This is a genomic window from Nocardia sp. IFM 10818, from assembly GCF_054655275.1.
Map to the genome: position 1 here is coordinate 610,567 of NZ_BAAHJH010000001.1, position 17,929 is coordinate 628,495.

The 17,929-nt window shown below is 67.3% G+C and carries 21 protein-coding genes; 14 read left to right on the top strand and 7 right to left on the bottom strand.

Translation table 11 applies throughout. The features are described from left to right. Positions 1–199 precede the first annotated feature (199 nt). Genes ACYQ5L_RS02965 through ACYQ5L_RS02975 form a run of 3 tightly spaced genes read left to right on the top strand, consistent with a single transcriptional unit; the run spans position 200 to position 2,506 of the window. The gene (locus ACYQ5L_RS02965; RefSeq protein WP_459955281.1) at positions 200–1,459 is read left to right on the top strand and encodes a DUF58 domain-containing protein; all 1,260 of its coding nucleotides are present in this window, start codon (positions 200–202) and stop codon (positions 1,457–1,459) included. Continuing rightward, complete coding sequence (locus ACYQ5L_RS02970; RefSeq protein ID WP_459955282.1) at positions 1,456–1,920, top strand: hypothetical protein; 465 nt, start codon at positions 1,456–1,458, stop codon at positions 1,918–1,920. The genes ACYQ5L_RS02965 and ACYQ5L_RS02970 overlap by 4 nt, the downstream gene beginning before the upstream one ends. Before the next feature lie 40 nt (positions 1,921–1,960). Then, positions 1,961–2,506 carry an RNA 2'-phosphotransferase gene (locus ACYQ5L_RS02975; protein WP_459955283.1) on the top strand — a complete coding sequence of 182 codons (546 nt, stop codon included), beginning with the start codon at positions 1,961–1,963 and terminating at the stop codon, positions 2,504–2,506. A 251-nt stretch (positions 2,507–2,757) separates the two neighbouring features. Here the strand turns inward: ACYQ5L_RS02975 and ACYQ5L_RS02980 are convergent, their stop codons facing one another. Continuing rightward, positions 2,758–3,105 (bottom strand): hypothetical protein, encoded by a 348-nt coding sequence (locus tag ACYQ5L_RS02980; protein WP_459955284.1) that lies wholly within the window; start codon positions 3,103–3,105, stop codon positions 2,758–2,760. Positions 3,106–3,290: 185 nt separating this feature from the next. Here ACYQ5L_RS02980 and ACYQ5L_RS02985 point away from each other — a divergent pair, with 185 nt between their 5' ends. Beyond that, positions 3,291–4,325, top strand: coding sequence for an AraC family transcriptional regulator (locus tag ACYQ5L_RS02985; protein WP_459955286.1), 1,035 nt, complete (start codon positions 3,291–3,293; stop codon positions 4,323–4,325). A 98-nt stretch (positions 4,326–4,423) separates the two neighbouring features. On the opposite strand, the gene ACYQ5L_RS02990 is transcribed toward ACYQ5L_RS02985, so the two are convergent. Further along, positions 4,424–5,287, bottom strand: a complete 864-nt coding sequence (locus ACYQ5L_RS02990; RefSeq protein WP_459955288.1) for a MaoC family dehydratase — start codon at positions 5,285–5,287, stop codon at positions 4,424–4,426. Between the two features lie 270 nt (positions 5,288–5,557). Continuing rightward, positions 5,558–7,261: a 3-oxosteroid 1-dehydrogenase gene (gene kstD, locus ACYQ5L_RS02995; RefSeq protein WP_459955290.1), complete on the bottom strand. Its 1,704-nt coding sequence runs from the start codon at positions 7,259–7,261 to the stop codon at positions 5,558–5,560. 107 nt (positions 7,262–7,368) lie between these two features. On the opposite strand from kstD, the gene ACYQ5L_RS03000 reads away from it, so the two are divergent. From ACYQ5L_RS03000 to dmpG, 3 genes are read left to right on the top strand one after another with little or no spacing between them, the layout of a single operon-like run. Further along, the gene (locus tag ACYQ5L_RS03000; protein WP_459955291.1) at positions 7,369–8,154 is read left to right on the top strand and encodes a 2-keto-4-pentenoate hydratase; all 786 of its coding nucleotides are present in this window, start codon (positions 7,369–7,371) and stop codon (positions 8,152–8,154) included. Between the two features lie 30 nt (positions 8,155–8,184). Then, positions 8,185–9,093 (top strand): acetaldehyde dehydrogenase (acetylating), encoded by a 909-nt coding sequence (locus ACYQ5L_RS03005; protein ID WP_459955292.1) that lies wholly within the window; start codon positions 8,185–8,187, stop codon positions 9,091–9,093. 13 nt (positions 9,094–9,106) lie between these two features. Next, a complete protein-coding gene (gene dmpG / locus ACYQ5L_RS03010) occupies positions 9,107–10,159 on the top strand; it encodes a 4-hydroxy-2-oxovalerate aldolase (RefSeq protein WP_459955293.1) in 1,053 nt (350 codons plus the stop codon). Positions 10,160–10,231: 72 nt separating this feature from the next. Here dmpG and ACYQ5L_RS03015 read toward each other — a convergent pair whose 3' ends face one another. Then, complete coding sequence (locus ACYQ5L_RS03015; protein WP_459955295.1) at positions 10,232–10,453, bottom strand: DUF433 domain-containing protein; 222 nt, start codon at positions 10,451–10,453, stop codon at positions 10,232–10,234. Positions 10,454–10,583: 130 nt separating this feature from the next. On the opposite strand from ACYQ5L_RS03015, the gene ACYQ5L_RS03020 reads away from it, so the two are divergent. From ACYQ5L_RS03020 to ACYQ5L_RS03030, 3 genes are read left to right on the top strand one after another with little or no spacing between them, the layout of a single operon-like run. Next, on the top strand, positions 10,584–10,799 hold the full coding sequence (locus ACYQ5L_RS03020; RefSeq protein WP_459955296.1) for a type II toxin-antitoxin system VapB family antitoxin: 216 nt from the start codon (positions 10,584–10,586) through the stop codon (positions 10,797–10,799). Continuing rightward, the gene (locus tag ACYQ5L_RS03025; protein WP_459955298.1) at positions 10,796–11,206 is read left to right on the top strand and encodes a PIN domain nuclease; all 411 of its coding nucleotides are present in this window, start codon (positions 10,796–10,798) and stop codon (positions 11,204–11,206) included. The genes ACYQ5L_RS03020 and ACYQ5L_RS03025 overlap by 4 nt, the downstream gene beginning before the upstream one ends. 21 nt (positions 11,207–11,227) lie before the next feature. Further along, positions 11,228–11,467: a glutaredoxin family protein gene (locus tag ACYQ5L_RS03030; RefSeq protein WP_379192397.1), complete on the top strand. Its 240-nt coding sequence runs from the start codon at positions 11,228–11,230 to the stop codon at positions 11,465–11,467. A gap of 30 nt (positions 11,468–11,497) precedes the next feature. Here ACYQ5L_RS03030 and ACYQ5L_RS03035 read toward each other — a convergent pair whose 3' ends face one another. Beyond that, complete coding sequence (locus tag ACYQ5L_RS03035; RefSeq protein WP_459955300.1) at positions 11,498–12,415, bottom strand: AraC family transcriptional regulator; 918 nt, start codon at positions 12,413–12,415, stop codon at positions 11,498–11,500. 96 nt (positions 12,416–12,511) lie between these two features. Here ACYQ5L_RS03035 and ACYQ5L_RS03040 point away from each other — a divergent pair, with 96 nt between their 5' ends. Together ACYQ5L_RS03040 and ACYQ5L_RS03045 are read left to right on the top strand one after the other, a co-directional pair. Further along, on the top strand, positions 12,512–13,561 hold the full coding sequence (locus ACYQ5L_RS03040) for a saccharopine dehydrogenase NADP-binding domain-containing protein (protein WP_459955302.1): 1,050 nt from the start codon (positions 12,512–12,514) through the stop codon (positions 13,559–13,561). Between the two features lie 148 nt (positions 13,562–13,709). Further along, the gene (locus ACYQ5L_RS03045) at positions 13,710–14,120 is read left to right on the top strand and encodes a cupin domain-containing protein (protein WP_459955306.1); all 411 of its coding nucleotides are present in this window, start codon (positions 13,710–13,712) and stop codon (positions 14,118–14,120) included. Here ACYQ5L_RS03045 and ACYQ5L_RS03050 read toward each other — a convergent pair. Together ACYQ5L_RS03050 and ACYQ5L_RS03055 are read right to left on the bottom strand one after the other, a co-directional pair. Then, positions 14,117–14,446, bottom strand: a complete 330-nt coding sequence (locus ACYQ5L_RS03050) for a hypothetical protein (RefSeq protein WP_459955308.1) — start codon at positions 14,444–14,446, stop codon at positions 14,117–14,119. The two genes, ACYQ5L_RS03045 and ACYQ5L_RS03050, sit on opposite strands and share 4 nt — an antisense overlap. Then, the gene (locus ACYQ5L_RS03055; RefSeq protein WP_459955309.1) at positions 14,446–15,675 is read right to left on the bottom strand and encodes a 3-ketosteroid-9-alpha-monooxygenase, oxygenase component; all 1,230 of its coding nucleotides are present in this window, start codon (positions 15,673–15,675) and stop codon (positions 14,446–14,448) included. The genes ACYQ5L_RS03050 and ACYQ5L_RS03055 overlap by 1 nt, the downstream gene beginning before the upstream one ends. A 200-nt stretch (positions 15,676–15,875) precedes the next feature. Here ACYQ5L_RS03055 and hsaA point away from each other — a divergent pair, with 200 nt between their 5' ends. Together hsaA and hsaD are read left to right on the top strand one after the other, a co-directional pair. Further along, complete coding sequence (gene hsaA, locus ACYQ5L_RS03060) at positions 15,876–17,045, top strand: 3-hydroxy-9,10-secoandrosta-1,3,5(10)-triene-9,17-dione monooxygenase oxygenase subunit (RefSeq protein ID WP_459955311.1); 1,170 nt, start codon at positions 15,876–15,878, stop codon at positions 17,043–17,045. A gap of 4 nt (positions 17,046–17,049) precedes the next feature. Continuing rightward, positions 17,050–17,928, top strand: coding sequence for a 4,5:9,10-diseco-3-hydroxy-5,9,17-trioxoandrosta-1(10),2-diene-4-oate hydrolase (gene hsaD / locus ACYQ5L_RS03065; protein WP_459955313.1), 879 nt, complete (start codon positions 17,050–17,052; stop codon positions 17,926–17,928). The last annotated feature ends 1 nt before the right edge of the window (position 17,929 follow it).

Here is a 17,929-nt window from a genome sequence, read left to right on the forward strand (position 1 = left end):
ACCGCGCGCCGGGCGTTCCTGCGCTGTCTACCAGTGAGGCAGCGGTTATCGTCCTGGCCGAGCCTCCGGGGCCTGCCGAGATCGGCCGGCCCGCCATGCTCACGCGATCCGGGTTCCGGCGACCGGAACCCGCGCTCCGGCGCCATCGCTGTGCATCGCGCGGCGAGCGAGATGCGGGGTGCGCATGAGGCATCGCGACATGTCCACCGCAATCGAGGCGGAGTTGCGCTGGCGGCCGGCGCCGCTGGTGTTCATGCTCGCGGCGGTGTCGGCGCCCGCCCTCGTCCTGGCGGTGGTCATCGGGCAGTGGCAGCTGGTGGTGTTCGCCGCGCCCATGCTCGGGGTGCTGGCGACCGCGCCATTGCAGCAGTCGCGCACGCGGATTCAGGTCGATGGCGCCGGGATTCTGCGCTGCTTCGAGACCGAGGAGGTGGCGCTGACCGCCGCCGCGTTCGTGGAGAGCGGGCACGCGCTGCTGCGGTTGCATCCCGGGGGCGTGCCCGGGATGGAGTCGCGGGTGGAGGAGGCGGTGGATTCCGGTCCGGCCCCGGCCGGATTGCGGGTGGCGCTGTCGGCGCCGCGGTGGGGGCGGTATCCGGTGCCGGTGCGGGTGACGGCGCTGAGCCCGGCGGGGCTGGCGGTGGCGTCGGTGTGGCTGCCCGCCGGTGAGGTGTACGTGTACCCGATCACCGATCCGCAGCGAATGCGCTTGCCGCGCACCGAGCTTCCCGAGCGCATCGGCTCGCATCTGACGCGCCGGCACGGGCCCGGCGTGGAGTTCGCGGATGTGCGCGCGTACGCGCCCGGCGATCAGCTGCGCACCGTGAACTGGCGGGTGAGCGCACGGCGCGGGCGGCTCTTCGTGACCGAGCGATTCACCAATCGGGCGGCGGATGTGGTTGTGCTGGTGGACACCTCGCTGCAGGCGCCGGGCCCGGCGAGTGATTCGCTGGAGTTGTCCGTGCGGGGCGCGGCGCAGGTCGCGCAGTCGGCCCTGCAGGCCGGGGATCGCACCGCCGTGGTCTGCCTGGGCCGTGCGCCGCGCTGGCTGCGGCCCGATATCGGACGCCGCCAGTTCTATCGCATCGTCGACACCGTGCTCGATGTCGGCGATGAGCACATCAGCACCTCCGGCACGCTCGCCCCGCACGCGGCCGTGCCCATCGGCGCGGTGGTGATCGCCTTCTCCACACTGCTGGACACCCAATTCGCCTTGGCGCTCATCGATCTGCGCAAGCGCGGGCACGTGGTCGTGGTGGTGGACGTGCTGCGCGGCCCGCCGTTCCGCGACGGGCTGGACTCCACCCTCGCGCGCATGTGGCAGCTGGAGCGCACCTCCATGTACCGCGATATGGGCACCGTGGGCGTGGATATCGTGCCGTGGCCGGAGGACGCGCGCCTCGATCAGGTCATGCGGCTGCTGCCCGAACACCGCCGCACCGTGCGGGTGCGGCGATGACCCGATTCCTCGCCGTCCTGTCCGGCCTGCTGCTCGCCCTCGGCGTCGCACTGGTGCAGCCCTGGGCGGCCGTACCGGTGCTGCTGCTCGCGGTGGCGGGCTGGCGGTGGCGGGCCGCCGCGGTCGGCGCGGCCCTGGCGGCGCTGGCCGTGCTCGCCATCGCCGATACCGGTGCGCTGGTGGCGGGCGCCATCGGTCTGGTCGCGACCACGTATCTGCTGAATACGGCCACTGTGTCGGCTCCGGTGGGCGTGGTGCCGACCACGGGGCCCTCGGTGGCGGGCGCGCTCGTCTTCACCGCGGCCGCCGGCGCCGCGACACTGCTGCCCGCCGGTCTCGCCTGGATACCCATCGCGGCCCCGATCGCGGTAATCCTGCTCTACGCCTGGATAATCCGGGGCCTCGCCGATGACCGGCCCGCCGCGCCGCAGCCGGTCGCGGACCCACCGGTCGCGGGATAATTCGTTTCGAATCCGCCCGCCGCCCTGGTTGACTCTGCGCATGAACGACGCACAGCTGGTCAAGACCTCCAAGCGGCTGGCGTACCACCTGCGGCACGCACCGGGCGAGATCGGGCTCGAGCCCGATGCCGCGGGCTGGGTCGAGGTCGCCGAGCTGCTGGCGGCCCTGACGCGGGGCGGCCGCGTCCTCACGCGTCCCGAACTGGACGAAGTGGTCGTGAGGAACGATAAGCGCCGCTTCGAATTCGACCCCACCGGCACCCGCATCCGCGCCAGCCAGGGCCACAGCATCGACGTGGAACTCGACTACGCGGTGAGCGCGCCGCCGGACCTGCTCTATCACGGCACGGTCGCCGCTGCCCTGCCCGGCATTCGGGCCGAGGGGCTGAAACCCATGCGCCGGCACGCGGTCCACCTCTCCGCAGCCCTGGAGACCGCGGTGAAGGTGGGCGCGCGGCGCGGGAAGCCGGTGGTGCTCATGGTCGATGCCGCCGCCATGGCGCGCGACGGTCACGAATTCCGGGTCAGCACCAATGGGGTCTGGCTGGTGGCGGCGGTACCGCCCGGCTATCTCTCCGGATTGTGATTCGGCATCGTGCGTTCGAGGGTTTGCGCGAATCGGATCCGGGTCGCCGGACGGGTAAATCCCCGGTCCGGCATGGTAACCCGAGACAACGAGGATTGAGTGGCAGCAGACTGCGGGCGAACGGTAAGCGCAGATGCACGTGCACCGGCAACCTTGTAGCGAATCGGGAAACCGCCCCGCCCCACCGGAGGGCGACCGGCGGGGCGGGGCGGCCCGTCCAACCGCACTGCAGGTCAGACGGGTAGTTCCGGTTACTGGAGGGCGGGTGGCATGCGGGTCGGTTTGATCCGGCCGGCGTCGATGAGCGCCCGGAACGCGGCGGCCTTGCGGGCGCATTCGGTGACCGGGCACCGGCGGTGCTGTTGCATGGTGCGATGGGCCTCGCTCACCCCGAAGGGCTCCTCGGGAGCCAGGTGCGACCATGCGTTGGAGATGGGTTCGGGATCGGGAGATATATTGCGCTCGTTGCTGATTCGTTCGCGAATCCGGTCCACGGAGAGCCGGTCCGGATCGCGGGTGGGATGGTGCAGGCTCATGACGGTGATCGCCATTATCGCGAGCATCGCAAGGGTGGCCGTGAACACTTGCCAGGCGGCCATTTGCTCACCTTCTCCAGTCAATCGGTTTCAATTGGATGTAGTTCGCTAGATATTCACCGTATGGCTCGAGACGTTACTTCGGCCAGCGCGTCATGGGTCAGAAACAGGCGAATTTCGGCCTCCGCCAGCAACTTAGCCAGCCGTTTCGGGTCCGCATACGCCGAAAGTTTGCGACGATTGACAAGGTGACCGACGGGCAGGCACAACTGCGCTCCATTACCAGCGCGGCGCTGCTGGTCGACTTCGCCACCGGCCGGGGGCTGGAAACGGCTGTGGTGCTGCGTGACACGGGCATTCGGGAAGCCGATCTGGTGGATTCCACCGCCGAGATCACCCTCGGGCAGGAATTGGCCCTGATGCGCAATGTCGTGGCCGGAGTGGGCGATGAACCCGGCGTCGGCCTGATGGCCGGGCTGCTCTGCCACCCGCCCAGCCTGGGCGTTCTCGGCTTCGCCCTGATGAGCTGCAGTACCGTGCGCGACGCCGTGGAGATGGCGCTGCGCTATGCCGACCTGTCCTTCACCGTCGCCCGCCACACCCTGGTCATGAACGATCAGGAGGTCTCCATCATTCGCGACGACAGTCAGGTTCCGCCTGAATTGCGCCGTTTCGCGGTGGAGCGGGATGTGGCCGCCATCTGGACCATTCAGCAGGACGTCATGCCCATGCGCCCGCCCCTGACCAGGGTGGCCGTGGCTTTCCCGCCGCACCCGGTCTACGAGATGTTCGGCGCCATGCTCGGAGTCGAGGAGGTCGTCTTCAACGCGCCCCGCTCGGTGGTCACCGGTCCGGCCAGCATTCAGAATCTGCAACTGCCGCAAGCGAATGCGGCCACCGCCCGCTACTACGAGAAGCAGTGCGCCGACCTCATGCAGCGCCGCAAGCGCCGCCAGGGCGTCAGCGGCCGCGTGCGCCAGCTGCTCATCAGCCGCGGCGGCGTCGCCGATCAGGCCCGCATTGCCGCCGAGCTCGATATCAGCGTCCGCACCCTGCGCCGCCGCCTGGCCGATGAGGGCACCACCTTCCGCGAACTCACCACCGAGACGGTCGGCCTGCTCGCCGAGGAATTGCTCATTACCGGAATGACCGTGGAGCAGGCCGCCGTGCGCCTGGGCTATGCCAGCGTTTCCGCCTTCACCTCGGCCTTCCGGGCCTGGAAGGGGCAGTCGCCGGGCCAGTTCGCGCGCGCGAATCGTGGCCGGGTATCGGTCAAGGTCTAGATCAGGGCGGGCCGAATGGCTCGAAAATGGCCCAAATCAGACAAAACAAACCGAGCCGCGACCTAAATTCGGCCACGGCCCTGCTGTTTTGACCTGAATCAGGCCGAAAAGCTGAGGGTGACGTCGGCGAGCACCGGCGCGTCCTCGCGCTCCACGACCGTGGCGGCAATGCCGAGCTCGCCGTCCCCGCGCCAGATCCGGCTGCGAATGGTCTCACCCGGGTAGAGCACACCGGCGAAACGGGCGCGGAAACCGGTGACCCGGGCGGCATCCGAGTCCAGTGCGGTGTCCGTGGCGGTCTTCAGCACCAGCCCGTAGGTGCACAGGCCGTGCAGGATCGGATTGGGGAACCCGGCATTACGGGCGAATTCCGGGTCCGAATGCAGCGGATTGCGGTCACCGCACATGCGGTAGAGCAGAGCCTGCTGCGGCAGCGTCGGGGTGAGCACATCGTAATCCGGTGCGCGGTCGGGGAATTCCACCTTGGCCGAGGCGCCGCGCGCGCCGCCGAACCCGCCCTCGCCCTTGGCGAAGATGGACGAGCGCGCGGTCCACAGCGGTTCGCCGTCCGAGCCGACCACGGTGTCCTCGCGCCACACGACCGCCGCGGACCCCTTGTCCCAGATATCGGTGATGCGGCCGGTGGTGGTGGCCTTGCCGGAGGCCGGAATCGGGCGGTGCACCACGATCTCCTGGCTGCCGTGCACGACCTTCGCCAGGTCGATATCGATGCCCGGGAACCGCACCCGCGGCGGCTCGGTCTCGTGGAAGGACGGCGCGACGGTCGCGAACGACGGCAGCACTTGCGGATTCCGGTCGTCCAGATAGCGGAGTTCGGCCGGATCGGTCCAGCGCGCACCGCCGCCCAGCGCCAGGTTGTAGGTCTGCACATCGCTGGGAGTCCAGCTGAACTCCCGCGACGGAAGTGCCGCGCCGAGCGCGATATTCAGGTCGATGGGCATGAAGTTCTCCTCGGTGGGATCGGTGGACGGCACCCGCGATGCGAACTCACTCGGTTCGATCGTGCGGCGCTCGCGCGCGTCTCCGCAAGCCGCGGTCCGCTCGCCGGGACGCCTCGGGCGCGGCGCGCTGTTCGATTGGCTGAGAGGGTTGGGCGCGGGTCCCACGTGACCTGGACTCGCGCCCAACCCATTCCTGAACCGGGTTGGGTCGGTCCAGGAGGCTTTCACGGCGGCGGGCCGCCGGTTCTACACCGTGGCGGGCCGCCGGTTCTACACCGCGGCGGGCCGGCTGCTCTCCACCTTGGCGGCGATATCGAGGGCGGCCAGGTAGCCGAAGGTGATGGCCGGGCCGATGGTGGCGCCGGGCCCGGCATAGGTGTGGCCCATGACGGGGGCGGAGGTATTGCCCGCGGCGTAGAGGCCCTCGATCACCGAGCCGTCCTCGCGCAGCACGCGCGCGGTGGTGTCGGTGACCAGGCCGCCCTTGGTGCCGAGATCGCCGGGCACCATCTTGACCGCGTAGTACGGGCCGACCTCGAGCTTGTTCAGGCACGGGTTCGGCTTGATGGTCGGATCGCCGTAGTACCGGTCGTAGGCGCTGTCGCCGCGGCCGTAGTCCTCGTCCTTGCCGGTCTCGGCGAAGCCGTTGAAGCGGTTCACGGTGGCGGCCAGGTTATCGGCGGGCACTCCGATCTTCTCGGCCAGCTCGGCCAGGGTGGGCGCGATGACGATCAGGTCGTTTTCCATCCAGCGGGACGGAATCCGCTGGCCAGGCTGCAACCCGGCGAAGATGTAGCGACTCCGGTAGCGCTGATCGAAGACCAGCCAGCACGGCACGTTCTCGCCCGGACCCTCACCCTGCCCGTATTCGCCGCCGTACATGGTGTGCACGGCCTCGACGTAAGGAGCGGACTCATTACCGAAGCGCCGCCCCTGTTCGTTGATCATGATGCTGCCCGGCAGATTCCGCTCGGCCAGGCAGAACCAGGTCCGGCCCGGGCCCTGGAACGTGGTCGGACCCCACCAGGCGTCCTCCATGAAATCCAGTGCCGCGCCCGCGTCGTGGCCCGCGCGAATGCCGTCGCCGGTATTGGCGAGCGCACCGGTGGTCCAGTCGGCGGTAATGGGTTCGCGCTGATACTTGTGCCGCATATCGGCATTGCGCTCGAAGCCGCCGCTGGCCAGGATGACGCCGTGCTTGGCGGTGAAGCGGACGGTCTCGCCGTTCTGCTCGGCCTCGACTCCGGTGACCACGCCGTTCTCGATGATCAGCCCGGTCAGCGGAGTATTCAGCAGCACAGGCACATTCGCGTCCTGCAGGCCCTTGCGCATACCGGCGATAATGGCCCGGCCCATGCCGACCAGCTCCTTGCCGGACACCTTGCCCCAGGCCCAGCGCGCGCCGACCCGCAGGACGGTCGCGAACCCGATCGGGTGCCGCCGCATGAGATTCAGCTTGCGGTAGTCGGCCTGCATGACCACCACGTTCAGCGGCGCCTTGCTGTACGGCGGTTCCAGATTGCGCCGCTCCTCGCCGAGGATCTTGAGATCGAACGGCTTGGGCTCGCAGCTGCGGCCCTCCGAGCGGCCGCCCGGCGCCTCCGGGTAGTAGTCGGAATAGCCCGGCACCCACTTCATCTTCAGCGGGGTGTTGTCCAGGACGAAGTCGAAAGCCTCTGCGCCGCGGTCGATATAGGTATCGATCTTCTCCTTCGGCACCACATCGCCGATGATGTTGTACAGGTAGGTGCGCGCGTCCTCGCGGTCGTCGGGACGGCCCGAGGCCAGCAGCGCCTTGTTGCCCGGAATCCAGACGCCACCACCGGAGCGAGCGGTCGAGCCACCGTAGTGCGCGGCCTTTTCGATGAGCACCGTGCGCAGACCGCGGTGCGCGGCAGTGAGGGCGGCGGTCATACCGGCGGCACCGCTGCCGACCACCACCACGTCATAATCCCGATCAGTCATGTAGAACACGTTATAGAATCAATCCTGGTTTGGTCTATGTTGGTCTGGCAGATAGGACCGCTGACGCGATGTTCTTCACAAAAACTCGTTTCAGTTTCTAGTGGAAGGAAGACAGCGTGCTGAGCGACGCGCTCCGGAGTGAACTGGCAGATGAGCTCGCCGTGGCCGAGCGCGATCGGGTGCCGCTGGACCCGCTGGTCGCGCGGCATCCCGAGATCGACGTGGTCGACGCCTATGAGATCCAGCTGGTGAACATGCGCCGGAGGATCGCGAACGGCGCCGTTGTCATCGGGCACAAGGTGGGCCTGTCGTCGAAGGCCATGCAGCAGATGATGGGCGTGGACGAGCCGGACTACGGGCATCTGCTCGCCGAGATGGAAGTCTTCGAAAACGTTCCGGTCGATACGTCGAAATACCTCTACCCCCGGGTCGAGGTCGAGGTCGGATTCGTGCTCGGTGCGGATCTGCCCGGCGCGGACTGCACCGAAGAGGACGTCCTGAAGGCCACCGTCGCCTACGCGCCCGCCATCGAACTGATCGACACCCGCATCAAGGACTGGAAGATCGGGCTGTGCGACACCATCGCCGATAACGCCTCCTCCGCCGGCTGGGTGCTCGGCCCGGCGCGCGTCGCGCCGGATCAGCTGGATATCAAGAAGATCGACGCCGTCCTGACCCGCAATGGCGAGGTGGTCGCCGAGGGCCGCAGCGATGCCGTGCTCGGCGATCCGACCATTGCCGTCGCCTGGCTGGCCCGCAAGGTCGCCTCGTTCGGGGTGCGCCTGAAGAAGGGCGACATCGTGCTGCCCGGTTCCTGCACCCGCGCCATCGACGCCCGCGCGGGCGACGACTTCACCGCCGAGTTCGCCGGACTCGGTTCCGTCCGGCTGTCCTTCAGCTGACACTGACATCACCGCACAAGGGAGAAAGCCGTGACTGCAAGCAAAGTCACCGCCGCGATCGTCGGGTCCGGCAATATCAGCACCGATCTGCTGTACAAGCTGCTGCGCTCGGAGAAGATCGAGCCGCGCTGGATGATCGGCATCGATCCGGATTCCGAGGGCCTGAAGCGGGCTCGCGGGCTCGGGCTGGAAACCTCCGCGGAGGGCGCGGATTGGCTGCTGGCGCTGCCGGAGAAGCCGGATCTGCTGTTCGAGGCCACCTCGGCGTACGTGCATCGCGCGTACGCGCCCAAGTACGAGGCCGCGGGCATTCGCGCGGTCGACCTCACCCCCGCCGCGGTGGGCCCGGCCGTGATTCCGCCGGTCAACCTCGATTCGCTGCGGGATGCGCCGAACGTCAACATGATCACCTGCGGTGGGCAGGCGACGATTCCGATGGTGGCAGCGGTATCGCGGGTGGTTCCGGTGGCCTACGCGGAGATCGTGGCGTCGGTGTCCTCGGTGTCGGCCGGTCCCGGAACCCGCGCCAATATCGACGAATTCACCAAGACCACCTCCAAGGGCGTCGAGACCATCGGCGGTGCGCAGCGCGGCAAGGCCATCATCATCCTGAACCCGGCGGAACCGCCGATGATCATGCGCGACACCATCTTCTGCGCCATTCCCGAGGATGCCGACCGCGAGGCCATCACCGCGTCCATTCACGAGATGGAGAAGTCCATCCAGGAGTACGTGCCCGGCTACCGGCTGCTCAACGAGCCGCAGTACGACGATCCATCGGTGATTTCCGGTGGCATGGCGAAGGTTTCGATCTTCGTCGAGGTGGAGGGGGCGGGCGACTTCCTGCCGCCCTACGCCGGCAACCTGGACATCATGACCGCCGCCGCCACCAAGGTGGGCGATGTGCTGGCGGATCAGATCATCTCGGCTCGGGTGTAAGGAGATTCGACCCATGAGCACTGTGCTGAAGCCCTTCTCGGGCGAACTCGATGTGCGCGTCACCGACACCTCGCTGCGGGACGGTTCGCATCACAAGCGCCACCAGTTCACCGTCACCGAGGTGCGCGATATCGTCGCGGCCCTGGATACGTCCGGCGTGCCGGTCATCGAGGTGACCCACGGTGACGGCCTCGGCGGTTCCTCGTTCAACTACGGCTTCTCCAAAACCCCTGAGCAGGAACTGATCAAGGCCGCCGCGGAGACCGCCACGCAGGCCAAGATCGCGGTTCTCATGCTGCCGGGCGTCGGCGTCAAGGAAGACATCAAGATCTCCCAGGACAATGGCGCGAGCATTGTCCGCATTGCCACGCACTGCACCGAGGCGGATGTCTCCATCCAGCATTTCGGCCTCGCCAGGGAACTGGGCCTGGAGACCGTCGGCTTCCTCATGATGGCGCACTCCACCACCCCGGAGCTGCTGGCCAAGCAGGCCCGCATCATGGCCGACGCCGGCTGCCAGTGCGTGTACGTCGTGGACTCCGCCGGAGCCCTTGTGCTGGACCAGGTTACGGATCGCGTGGCCGCGCTGGTCGCCGAACTCGGCGATGACGCGCAGGTCGGCTTCCACGGCCACGAGAACCTGGGCCTGGCCGTCGCCAACTCCGTCTACGCGGTGCGCGCGGGCGCCACTCAGATCGACGGCTCCGCCCGCCGCTTCGGCGCCGGCGCCGGAAACCTCCCCGTGGAGGCCTTCATCGGCGTCTGCGACAAGCTCGGCATCAAGACCGGCGTCGACTTCTTCGCCGTCACCGACGCCGCCGAAGACGTGGTCCGCCCGGCCATGCCCTCGGAATGCCTACTGGACCGCCAGGCCCTCATGATGGGCTACGCTGGCGTCTACTCGTCGTTCCTGCGCCACGCGGAGCGTCAGGCCGAACGCTACGGCGTGTCCGCCGCGGAAATGCTCGTCCGCGCGGGCAAGCGCAAGCTGGTCGGCGGTCAGGAAGACCAGCTGATCGATATCGCCCTGGAACTCCAGCGGGAACAGCAGACCGTCACCGCCTGAGCTCGGAGGGACAACCAGCAACGGGGGTGACACGCTGGGCCGCGACCGAATCGGTCGCGGCCCAGCCCTGTTTCAAGCCGCCCGGAACGGCATGACGGTCACAGCCGCAGCGTATTCGAGCGCCGCATGCAGATCACCGGCCTCCAACCCCGGATTGTCCGACAGGATCTCGACCGCGGGCACACCCGCCGCGAGCAGGTCGAGCAACAGCTCGACGGGATAACTCGAGCCCCGGATCACCGGCCGCCCTTTGCAGACGGCCGGGTCGGAGGTGATGCGCGCCAGATCGGACATGCCCCTCACGCTACGGACAGACCGTAACCGCTCCTTGTGGGTAACTTGACCGGACTCTGTGAGCCTCGAAGCGGGATATCAACAGTGATATCCTTGATTCAGTATCAGATATCAACATGGGGTGGCGACAATGGCACGGACCGTGATCGATCTCGATGATCAGCTCGTTTCCGATGTGTCGAAGGCGCTGGGAACCAGTACCAAGAAGGACACTGTGAATGCGGCGCTGCGTGAAGTCCTCGAGACCAGGCGGCGTGCGCTCGCTCTGACTCGCCTACAGGATGCCGCCGCCGATGGCGCATTCGATCTGGAGTTGCTCGAGGACAAGCGGAACTACCGCCGTTGAGCGCCGCGCAATTCCTCATCGACACGAGCGCGCTGGTCCGACTGATGCGAAGGACTCCGGACTCGTTGTCCTGGCAGCATGCTGCCGCGGCCGGCTTGATCGCGATATGCCCGATCACCGAACTGGAGTTCTTCTACTCCGCGCGATCGATGGCCGATCGGACGAAAGCGATCGAGGACATACAGGCATTGTTCTGCTGGGAACCGGTCGATGACCATGCATATGACCGGGCTTGGGAGGTGCAGGGGCAGCTGACCCAGCGGGGGCAGCTTCGCAGTGCGGGGCCGGTCGACCTGATCCTCGCTGCTACGGCCGAATTGCGGGGATTGACCCTGCTGCATCGGGACCACGACTTCGACTGCATTGCCGCGATCACCGGCCAGCCACACCAATGGTTCGGCTCTTAGGCGAGGCTAGAGTCGGACGTTATGGACGAGATCGTGCTGTACGGAGCGGACTGGTGTGGTGACTGCCGGCGCGCGAAGGTCTGGTTGAAGGAACGCGGGGTGGCGTTCACGGAGATCGATGTGGAGCAGGACGAGGTGGCGCGGGAGCGGGCCGTCGAGTTGGCGGGTGGGCGGAAGAATATTCCGGTGATCGTGGTGCCGGGCGGTGCGGTGCTGGTGGAGCCGACCAATGCCCAGCTTGCCGAGGCGCTCGGGCTCTGAGGCGTGGAGCGAAACGGTCGCTGTTGATGGTCAGACGGCGATCACTGCGGGCTTGTCTTCGGCGCGGCGGTATTGGCCTGGGGCCGAGCCGTATTCGCGTTTGAAGGCTTTGGCGAAGGCGAATTCGGATTGGTAGCCGACCTTGTGGGCTACGGCGGCCAGCGGGGTGTCGGTTTCGCGGAGCAGGCGGGCCGCGGTGAGCATGCGCCAGCGGGTGAGGTAGGACAGCGGTGGCTCGCCGACCGTGGCGGTGAAGCGGCGTGCCAGGGTGGCTCGGGAGACACCTGCCAGGTCGCTCAGTTCGGGGACCGTCCAAGCGCGTTCCGGCGCAGTGTGAATGGCGCGCAGGGTGGTGGCGACGGCAGGGTCGGTGAAGGCGCCCGCCCAGCCGGTGGCGCGGGCGGCGGCTTGTTCGTCGAACCAGGCGCGCAGGATGAACAGCAGTAGCGAGTCGAGCAGTGCGGGGATGGCGGCGTCGCTGCCGGGGCGTGGCTCGGTGATCTCACCGGCCAGCAGGTCGACGGCGGCTCGCAGTGCGGGATGGCGGCCGGGGCGCGCCGGGAGATGGATGAACTCGGGTAGATCGTCGACCAGGGGATGGCTGCGACGGCGGCCGAGTTCGTAAGCGCCGCAGAGCAATGCGGTGCGGGTGCCCGGACCGGGGATCTCGCGGGGTTCGCCGGGGCGCGCCATTTCGGTGACCGGGCTGCGCGGATCGTCCATCAGGTCGTGGTCGGCGCCGCGCGGCATGAGCAGGACGTCGCCGGGGCCCATTGCCATCGGTTCACCCGCGGGTGGGATCACCCAGCAGGAACCTTGCAGCACCACATGGAATCCCACGCCCGGCACCACCGGGTAGCGGCGACCCCACGGTGCGTGCCGGATGAACAGGCCGGAGGCCGGGTTGCCGGTACGCAGGGCCGCGATGGTCTCGCTGAGGATGTCCACGGCTCCACCATACCGCTCGCGATATGAGCGTTTCAGGCATAGCAATGAGCAATTCAGCCATTCATATGCTCATAGAAGAGCAATAACTTCTAAGCCATGACGAACAACGATCAGGCCCCGACCATCGCCGTCTACGGAGCCAACGGCCACACCGCCGGCCACCTGCTCACCGAACTGCGCCGCCGCGGCATCACCCCGATCCTGGTGGGCCGCAATGCCGAACGGCTGCGCAAGGCCGCCCTGGCCGCCGATCTCCCCGACGCCGAAATCCGGCTCGCCGATCTCGACGACCACCCCGCCCTGGTGGCCGCCTTCACCGGAGCGGACGTGGTGATCAGCGCACTGTCCGCCTTCGCTGTCCGCGGCGCCCCGGTGATCGAGGCGGCCATCGCGGCGGGCGCGCACTACACCGACACCTCCGGCGAGCAGCTCTGGGTGCAGCGCGTATTCGAGGAGTACGGCGACCGCGCCGCGGCCGCGGGCGTGACCGTGATTCCGGGCATCACCGACAACAACCTGCCCGGCGATCTGCTCGGCCACCTCACCACCCGCCGGGTGCCCGGCCCGGCCGCGCTGGTGGTCAGCCACCTCAGCCGCAGCAAGGGCAACGGCTCCAAGGGCAGCGCCACAACCGTTCTGGCCAGCCTGGATTGGTTCACCTCCGGCGGCTACCACTACGAGGACGGCGAACTGCGCACCGGCCCGCTCACCCGCTTCACCGAGGTGACCATGCCGGGCGACACCACCCCGACCCCCGTATCGAAGTTCCCGCAGTCCCCGGTCATCACCATCCCCCGCCACTCCGACGTCGCCTACGTCGCGGGCATCCTGGACAGCGAGATCCTCTCCCACCTCGGCGAATTCACCCCCGAGGCCCTCGAATCCATCCCGGACACACCGAGTTCCGACCTGCGCTACCACGTCATCGTGGACACCGTCGGCGCGGACGGCACACAGGTGCGCGGCCTGGTCAGCGGCGTCGACTCCTACCGCGACTCCGCCCTCATGGCCGCCGAGGTCGCCACCCGCCTCGCCACCGGCGCCGCCCGCCCGGGCGCGCTGGCCCCCGCCGAAGCCTTCGACGCGGCGGACATGCTGGACTCCTTCGCCCCGCACGGCATCACCTGGACCATCGAGTCCCGCTGAGGTTGGTCCCGCAAGTCGCGTGCAGGCATGTGAAACGACGTCGACCGGGAACTGGTGGCGGCAAAGCCCGAGAAGGGTCCGCCACCAGTTCCCGGTCGATGATGTTTCAGATGAAGACGCGGCCCTGGGGAGCGCCTACCCTGGCACCATGAGCGACGACCGGCCGAAGCTGGCTGCCGAACTGGACCTGCTGCCGCATCCCGAGGGCGGCTGGTATCGCGAAACCTGGCGCAGTGGAGTCGAATTCGAGCCCGCGGGCTATGACGGCAAGCGCGCCAGCGCGACCGCCATCTACTTCCTGCTGCTGCCGGGTGAGAAGTCCGCGCCGCATACGGTGGCCTCCGACGAACTGTGGTTGTGGCATCGGGGCGGGCCCCTGCTGCTGAACATCGGGGGCGAGGAGATCGTCCTCGGACCCGATGTCGAGCAGGGGCAGCGGCCCCAGGCGGTGGTCCCCGGCGGGATCAGCCAGGCCGCCCGGCCGGCGGGCGACGACTACGTGCTCGTGAGCTGTGTCGTCGCGCCGGGATTCGACTTCGCGGACTTCCGTCTCGACTAGTCGTCTATCTCGAGCAGCCCCTCCGCGATGGCATGCTCGATGGTCTTCTCCAGGTTGGGGCAGGAGTCCGGTTTACCGAAAACCGGTCCGGCCTCGGCCATTTTGCGGAACACCGGGCAATGGTCGGCCGGATTGACCGTCCACTGCACGGTTTTCTGGTGGGCGCTGTGCTTGCGCACCAGCACCTCGGTTCCGCAGGACCGGCACGCAATGGGTGTCAGCCCGGACTCCATGTAGTGCTCTTTGTCGAGGACCGTCTGGGCGCGCACCAAGGCCTGCTGGTCGGGACGATCCGCGAAGTCGGGTGCTTTCGCCCAGCTGGTCATCAGACTCCCGCCTCCTGCGATTCCGCCGCGGCGGCAGCGGCTTCGGCGGCCTCCTTGGCTTCCTGGCGCTTGCGCAGGTTCTCGGCCACCTCCTTCTCCCAGGCCTCATTGGCCTTGGAGGTGTCGACCTCGAATTCGAAGCGCTGCGTCATCTTCGGGTCGATATCGGCGACGTCCACGTAGAACTGCTCGTACCAGCGGCGCAGCTGGTAGACCGGCCCGTCTTCCTCGGTGAGGAGCGGATTGTCGATCTTGGACTTGTGCTTCCAGATCTCGACATCCTGCAGGAAGCCCTCGGAGATGCCCTCGGTCATCTTGTCGGCGAAGCTCTGGGCCTGCTCGTCGGGCAGTCCCTTCGGCTTCTCCAGCGTCACGCCCCACTGCAGCACGAAGGAGTCCTGCGTGACCGGGTAGTGGCAGTTGATGAGCACCGTCTTGACCTGGAACCCGCTGTAGATATTGAGCAGCGGATTGATCATGTACGACGGCCCGAAGTACGAGGCCTCGGACTCCAGGGTCACGTCGATGCCCGCCTCGGCCGCGGAGCCGATATCGGGACGGCCCTTGGTCTTGAGGTACTGCGTCGCGACATGCCCTTCCAGGACGTTCTTGAAGTATGTCGGGAAGGCGTAGTGGATATAGAAGAAGTGCGCCATATCCACGACGTTGTCGATGATCTCGCGGCAGTTGGAGCCCTCGATCAGCATGGAGTGCCAGGTCCAGGGCGTCCAGCCGTCGTTGAGCGTCTCGGCGGGGCTGCCGTCGGCATTGGTGAACGGCCCGTCGATGTACGGGATGGTCACCTCGTCGGTGGGCTGGGACCCCTCGTGGTCGTGCCAGACGAACAGCTGGCCGTTGCGCTCCAGCGTGGTCCAGGCCCGGGTGCGGGCCAGCGGCGGCACTCGCCGGGCGTAGGGGATCTCGGTGCATTTGCCGTCGCCGCCCCAGCGCCAGTCGTGGAACGGGCATGCGATGGAGTCGCCCTTGACCTCGCCCATGGACAGGTCGCCGCCGAGGTGGCGGCAGTAGCTGTCCAGTACCTTCAGCTCACCTTTGCTGTTCATGAAAACGACCAGCTTGGTGCCGAAAGCATTGACCGCGTGCGGTTTCCCGTCACGGAACGTGCTGGCCAGTCCCAGGCAGTGCCAGCCCCGGGCGTAGCGGGTGGGCATGGAGCCCACGTCGATCTCGCGGACCTTCCCGCGGGGCCCTTGGGGGGTTGTCGCCATCGTTTTCCTCCTTGGAAGTACTAGAACACGTTACAAAATTGATCGAAAGTTGGCCAGTAGAACGTCCAACTACCTGGCTGGGGCTGGTTCGGGCCGCGTTTGAACGCCGTTCTCGACAGGAATAGGAACGTGTTCTACTCTCAGGGGCACAGAGGAACCGCTTCCCGATACCTATTCACCAGGCAGGAGCAACTGGCGAGATGACGCAAGAAGTAGTTGAGCGGGTCGAGGCGCTGCTGCCCACGCTGCGCGAACGCGCGCAGGAGGCAGAGGATCTGCGCCAGATTCCCGAGGAATCCATCAAGGATCTTCAGAGCGCCGGGTTCTTCAAGTTGCTGCAGCCGCGTCAGTGGGGCGGCTACGCCGCGGACCCGGTCGTCTTCTACGACACCGTCCGCAAGATCGCCAGCGCCTGCGGCTCCACCGGCTGGGTGGCGGGCATCATCGGCGTGCACAACTGGCACCTGGCGCTGTTCGATCAGCGTGCGCAGGAAGAGGTCTGGGGCGAGAACACCGATGTCCGGATCTCCTCGTCCTATGCGCCCATGGGCGCGGGCCTGGTCACCGAGGACGGCAGCGGCTACACCGTCAACGGCTCCTGGGCGTGGTCGTCCGGCTCCGGGCACGCGGACTGGGTGGTCGTGGGCGGCCCGGTGATCAAGAACGGCAAGCCGGTCGACTTCGGCAGCTTCCTGATTCCCCGCACCGAGTACACCATCAACGACGTGTGGCACGTGGTCGGCCTGCGCGGCACCGGCTCGAACACCATCGTGGTCGAGAATGTGTACGTACCCAAGCACCGTTTCCTCAGCTTCCGCGCCATGAGCGAGCTGAAATCGCCTGGCCTCGAGCAGAATACCGACCCGGTTTACAAGATGCCGTGGGGAACCATTCACCCCACCACCATCTCGACCCCCATCGTGGGCATGGCCTACGGCGCCTACGAAGCGCACGTCGAGCATCAGGGCAAGCGCGTGCGCGCCGCCTACGCCGGCGAGCAGGCCAAGGACGATCCGTTCGGCAAGGTGCGCATCGCCGAGGCCGCCAGCGATATCGACGCCGCCTGGCGGCAGCTGTCGGGCAATGTGGCCGAGGAGTACGCGCATCTCGTTGCGGGCGAGGAAATCCCGTTCGACCTGCGCGCTCGTGCGCGCCGCGATCAGGTGCGGGCCACGGGGCGGGCCATTCAGTCCATCGACAAGCTCTTCGAGGCCTCGGGTGCGACCGCGCTCGCCAATGGCACTCCGCTGCAGCGGTTCTGGCGGGATGCGCACGCCGGTCGGGTGCACGCGGCCAATGACGCCGAGCGCGCCTATGTCATGTACGGAACGCACGCCTTCGGGCTGCCCGTCGGCGACACGATGGTGTAGCCCGATGACTTCAGTGGGAGAAATCACCTTCGAATCCACCTCGCGCTACGCGCAGGTGCGGCCGGATCTGAAGCTGCACTATCACGAGGCGGGGGTCGGCAACGGCCCCACCATCGTGCTGCTGCACGGCGGCGGGCCGGGCGCGACCTCGTGGTCGAACTTCTCGAAGAATATTCCGGTGCTGGCCAAGGACTTTCACGTCCTCGCGGTGGACCAGCCCGGCTTCGGGCTCTCGGACAAGCCGACCGAGCACCCGCAGTACTTCGTGCACAGCTCGTCGGCGCTGAAGGATCTGCTGGACACCCTCGGCATCACCGATCGCGTTCACCTGCTGGGTAATTCGCTCGGCGGCGGCGCGGCGACCCGGTTCGCGCTCGACTATCCCGATCGCGCCGGGAAGCTGGTGCTCATGGGTCCCGGCGGATTGTCCACCAACCTGTTCGCGCCGGATCCGACCGAGGGCGTGAAGCTGCTGGCCAAGTTCAATTACGAACCGACGCGCGAGAATCTGGAAGCCTTCCTGCGCATCATGGTCTTCGACCAGTCGCTGATCACCCCCGAGCTGATCGAGGAGCGGTTCGCCTCCGCGAGCAAGCCGGAGTCGCTCGCGGCCACCCGCGCCATGGGCAAGTCCTTCGCCGGACCGGATTTCGCCAAGGGCATGATCTGGCGCGACGCCTTCAAGCTGCGCCAGCCCGTGCTCATGATCTGGGGCCGCGAAGATCGCGTGAACCCGATCGACGGCGCTCTCGTAGCCTTGAAGATGGTGCCGCGGGTACAACTGCATGTGTTCGGCGGGTGCGGACACTGGGCGCAGCTCGAGAAGTTCGACGAATTCAACCGCCTGGCAACCGACTTCCTGCTCGGCGTCAAGGAGAAGTAAG

Bases quoted from the DNA above. Each gene is read 5' to 3' on its own strand.
- ACYQ5L_RS03045 (WP_459955306.1), top strand. From the start codon at position 13,710: ATGAGCGACGACCGGCCGAAGCTGGCTGCCGAACTGGACCTGCTGCCG.
- ACYQ5L_RS03015 (WP_459955295.1), bottom strand. From the start codon at position 10,453: ATGTCCGATCTGGCGCGCATCACCTCCGACCCGGCCGTCTGCAAAGGG.
- hsaD (WP_459955313.1), top strand. From the start codon at position 17,050: ATGACTTCAGTGGGAGAAATCACCTTCGAATCCACCTCGCGCTACGCG.
- ACYQ5L_RS02990 (WP_459955288.1), bottom strand. From the start codon at position 5,287: ATGCCCATCGACCTGAATATCGCGCTCGGCGCGGCACTTCCGTCGCGG.
- ACYQ5L_RS02970 (WP_459955282.1), top strand. From the start codon at position 1,456: ATGACCCGATTCCTCGCCGTCCTGTCCGGCCTGCTGCTCGCCCTCGGC.
- ACYQ5L_RS03030 (WP_379192397.1), top strand. From the start codon at position 11,228: ATGGACGAGATCGTGCTGTACGGAGCGGACTGGTGTGGTGACTGCCGG.
- ACYQ5L_RS03055 (WP_459955309.1), bottom strand. From the start codon at position 15,675: ATGGCGACAACCCCCCAAGGGCCCCGCGGGAAGGTCCGCGAGATCGAC.
- ACYQ5L_RS03050 (WP_459955308.1), bottom strand. From the start codon at position 14,446: ATGACCAGCTGGGCGAAAGCACCCGACTTCGCGGATCGTCCCGACCAG.
- ACYQ5L_RS03020 (WP_459955296.1), top strand. From the start codon at position 10,584: ATGGCACGGACCGTGATCGATCTCGATGATCAGCTCGTTTCCGATGTG.
- ACYQ5L_RS02975 (WP_459955283.1), top strand. From the start codon at position 1,961: ATGAACGACGCACAGCTGGTCAAGACCTCCAAGCGGCTGGCGTACCAC.
- hsaA (WP_459955311.1), top strand. From the start codon at position 15,876: ATGACGCAAGAAGTAGTTGAGCGGGTCGAGGCGCTGCTGCCCACGCTG.
- ACYQ5L_RS02980 (WP_459955284.1), bottom strand. From the start codon at position 3,105: ATGGCCGCCTGGCAAGTGTTCACGGCCACCCTTGCGATGCTCGCGATA.
- ACYQ5L_RS02965 (WP_459955281.1), top strand. From the start codon at position 200: ATGTCCACCGCAATCGAGGCGGAGTTGCGCTGGCGGCCGGCGCCGCTG.
- ACYQ5L_RS03040 (WP_459955302.1), top strand. From the start codon at position 12,512: ATGACGAACAACGATCAGGCCCCGACCATCGCCGTCTACGGAGCCAAC.
- dmpG (WP_459955293.1), top strand. From the start codon at position 9,107: ATGAGCACTGTGCTGAAGCCCTTCTCGGGCGAACTCGATGTGCGCGTC.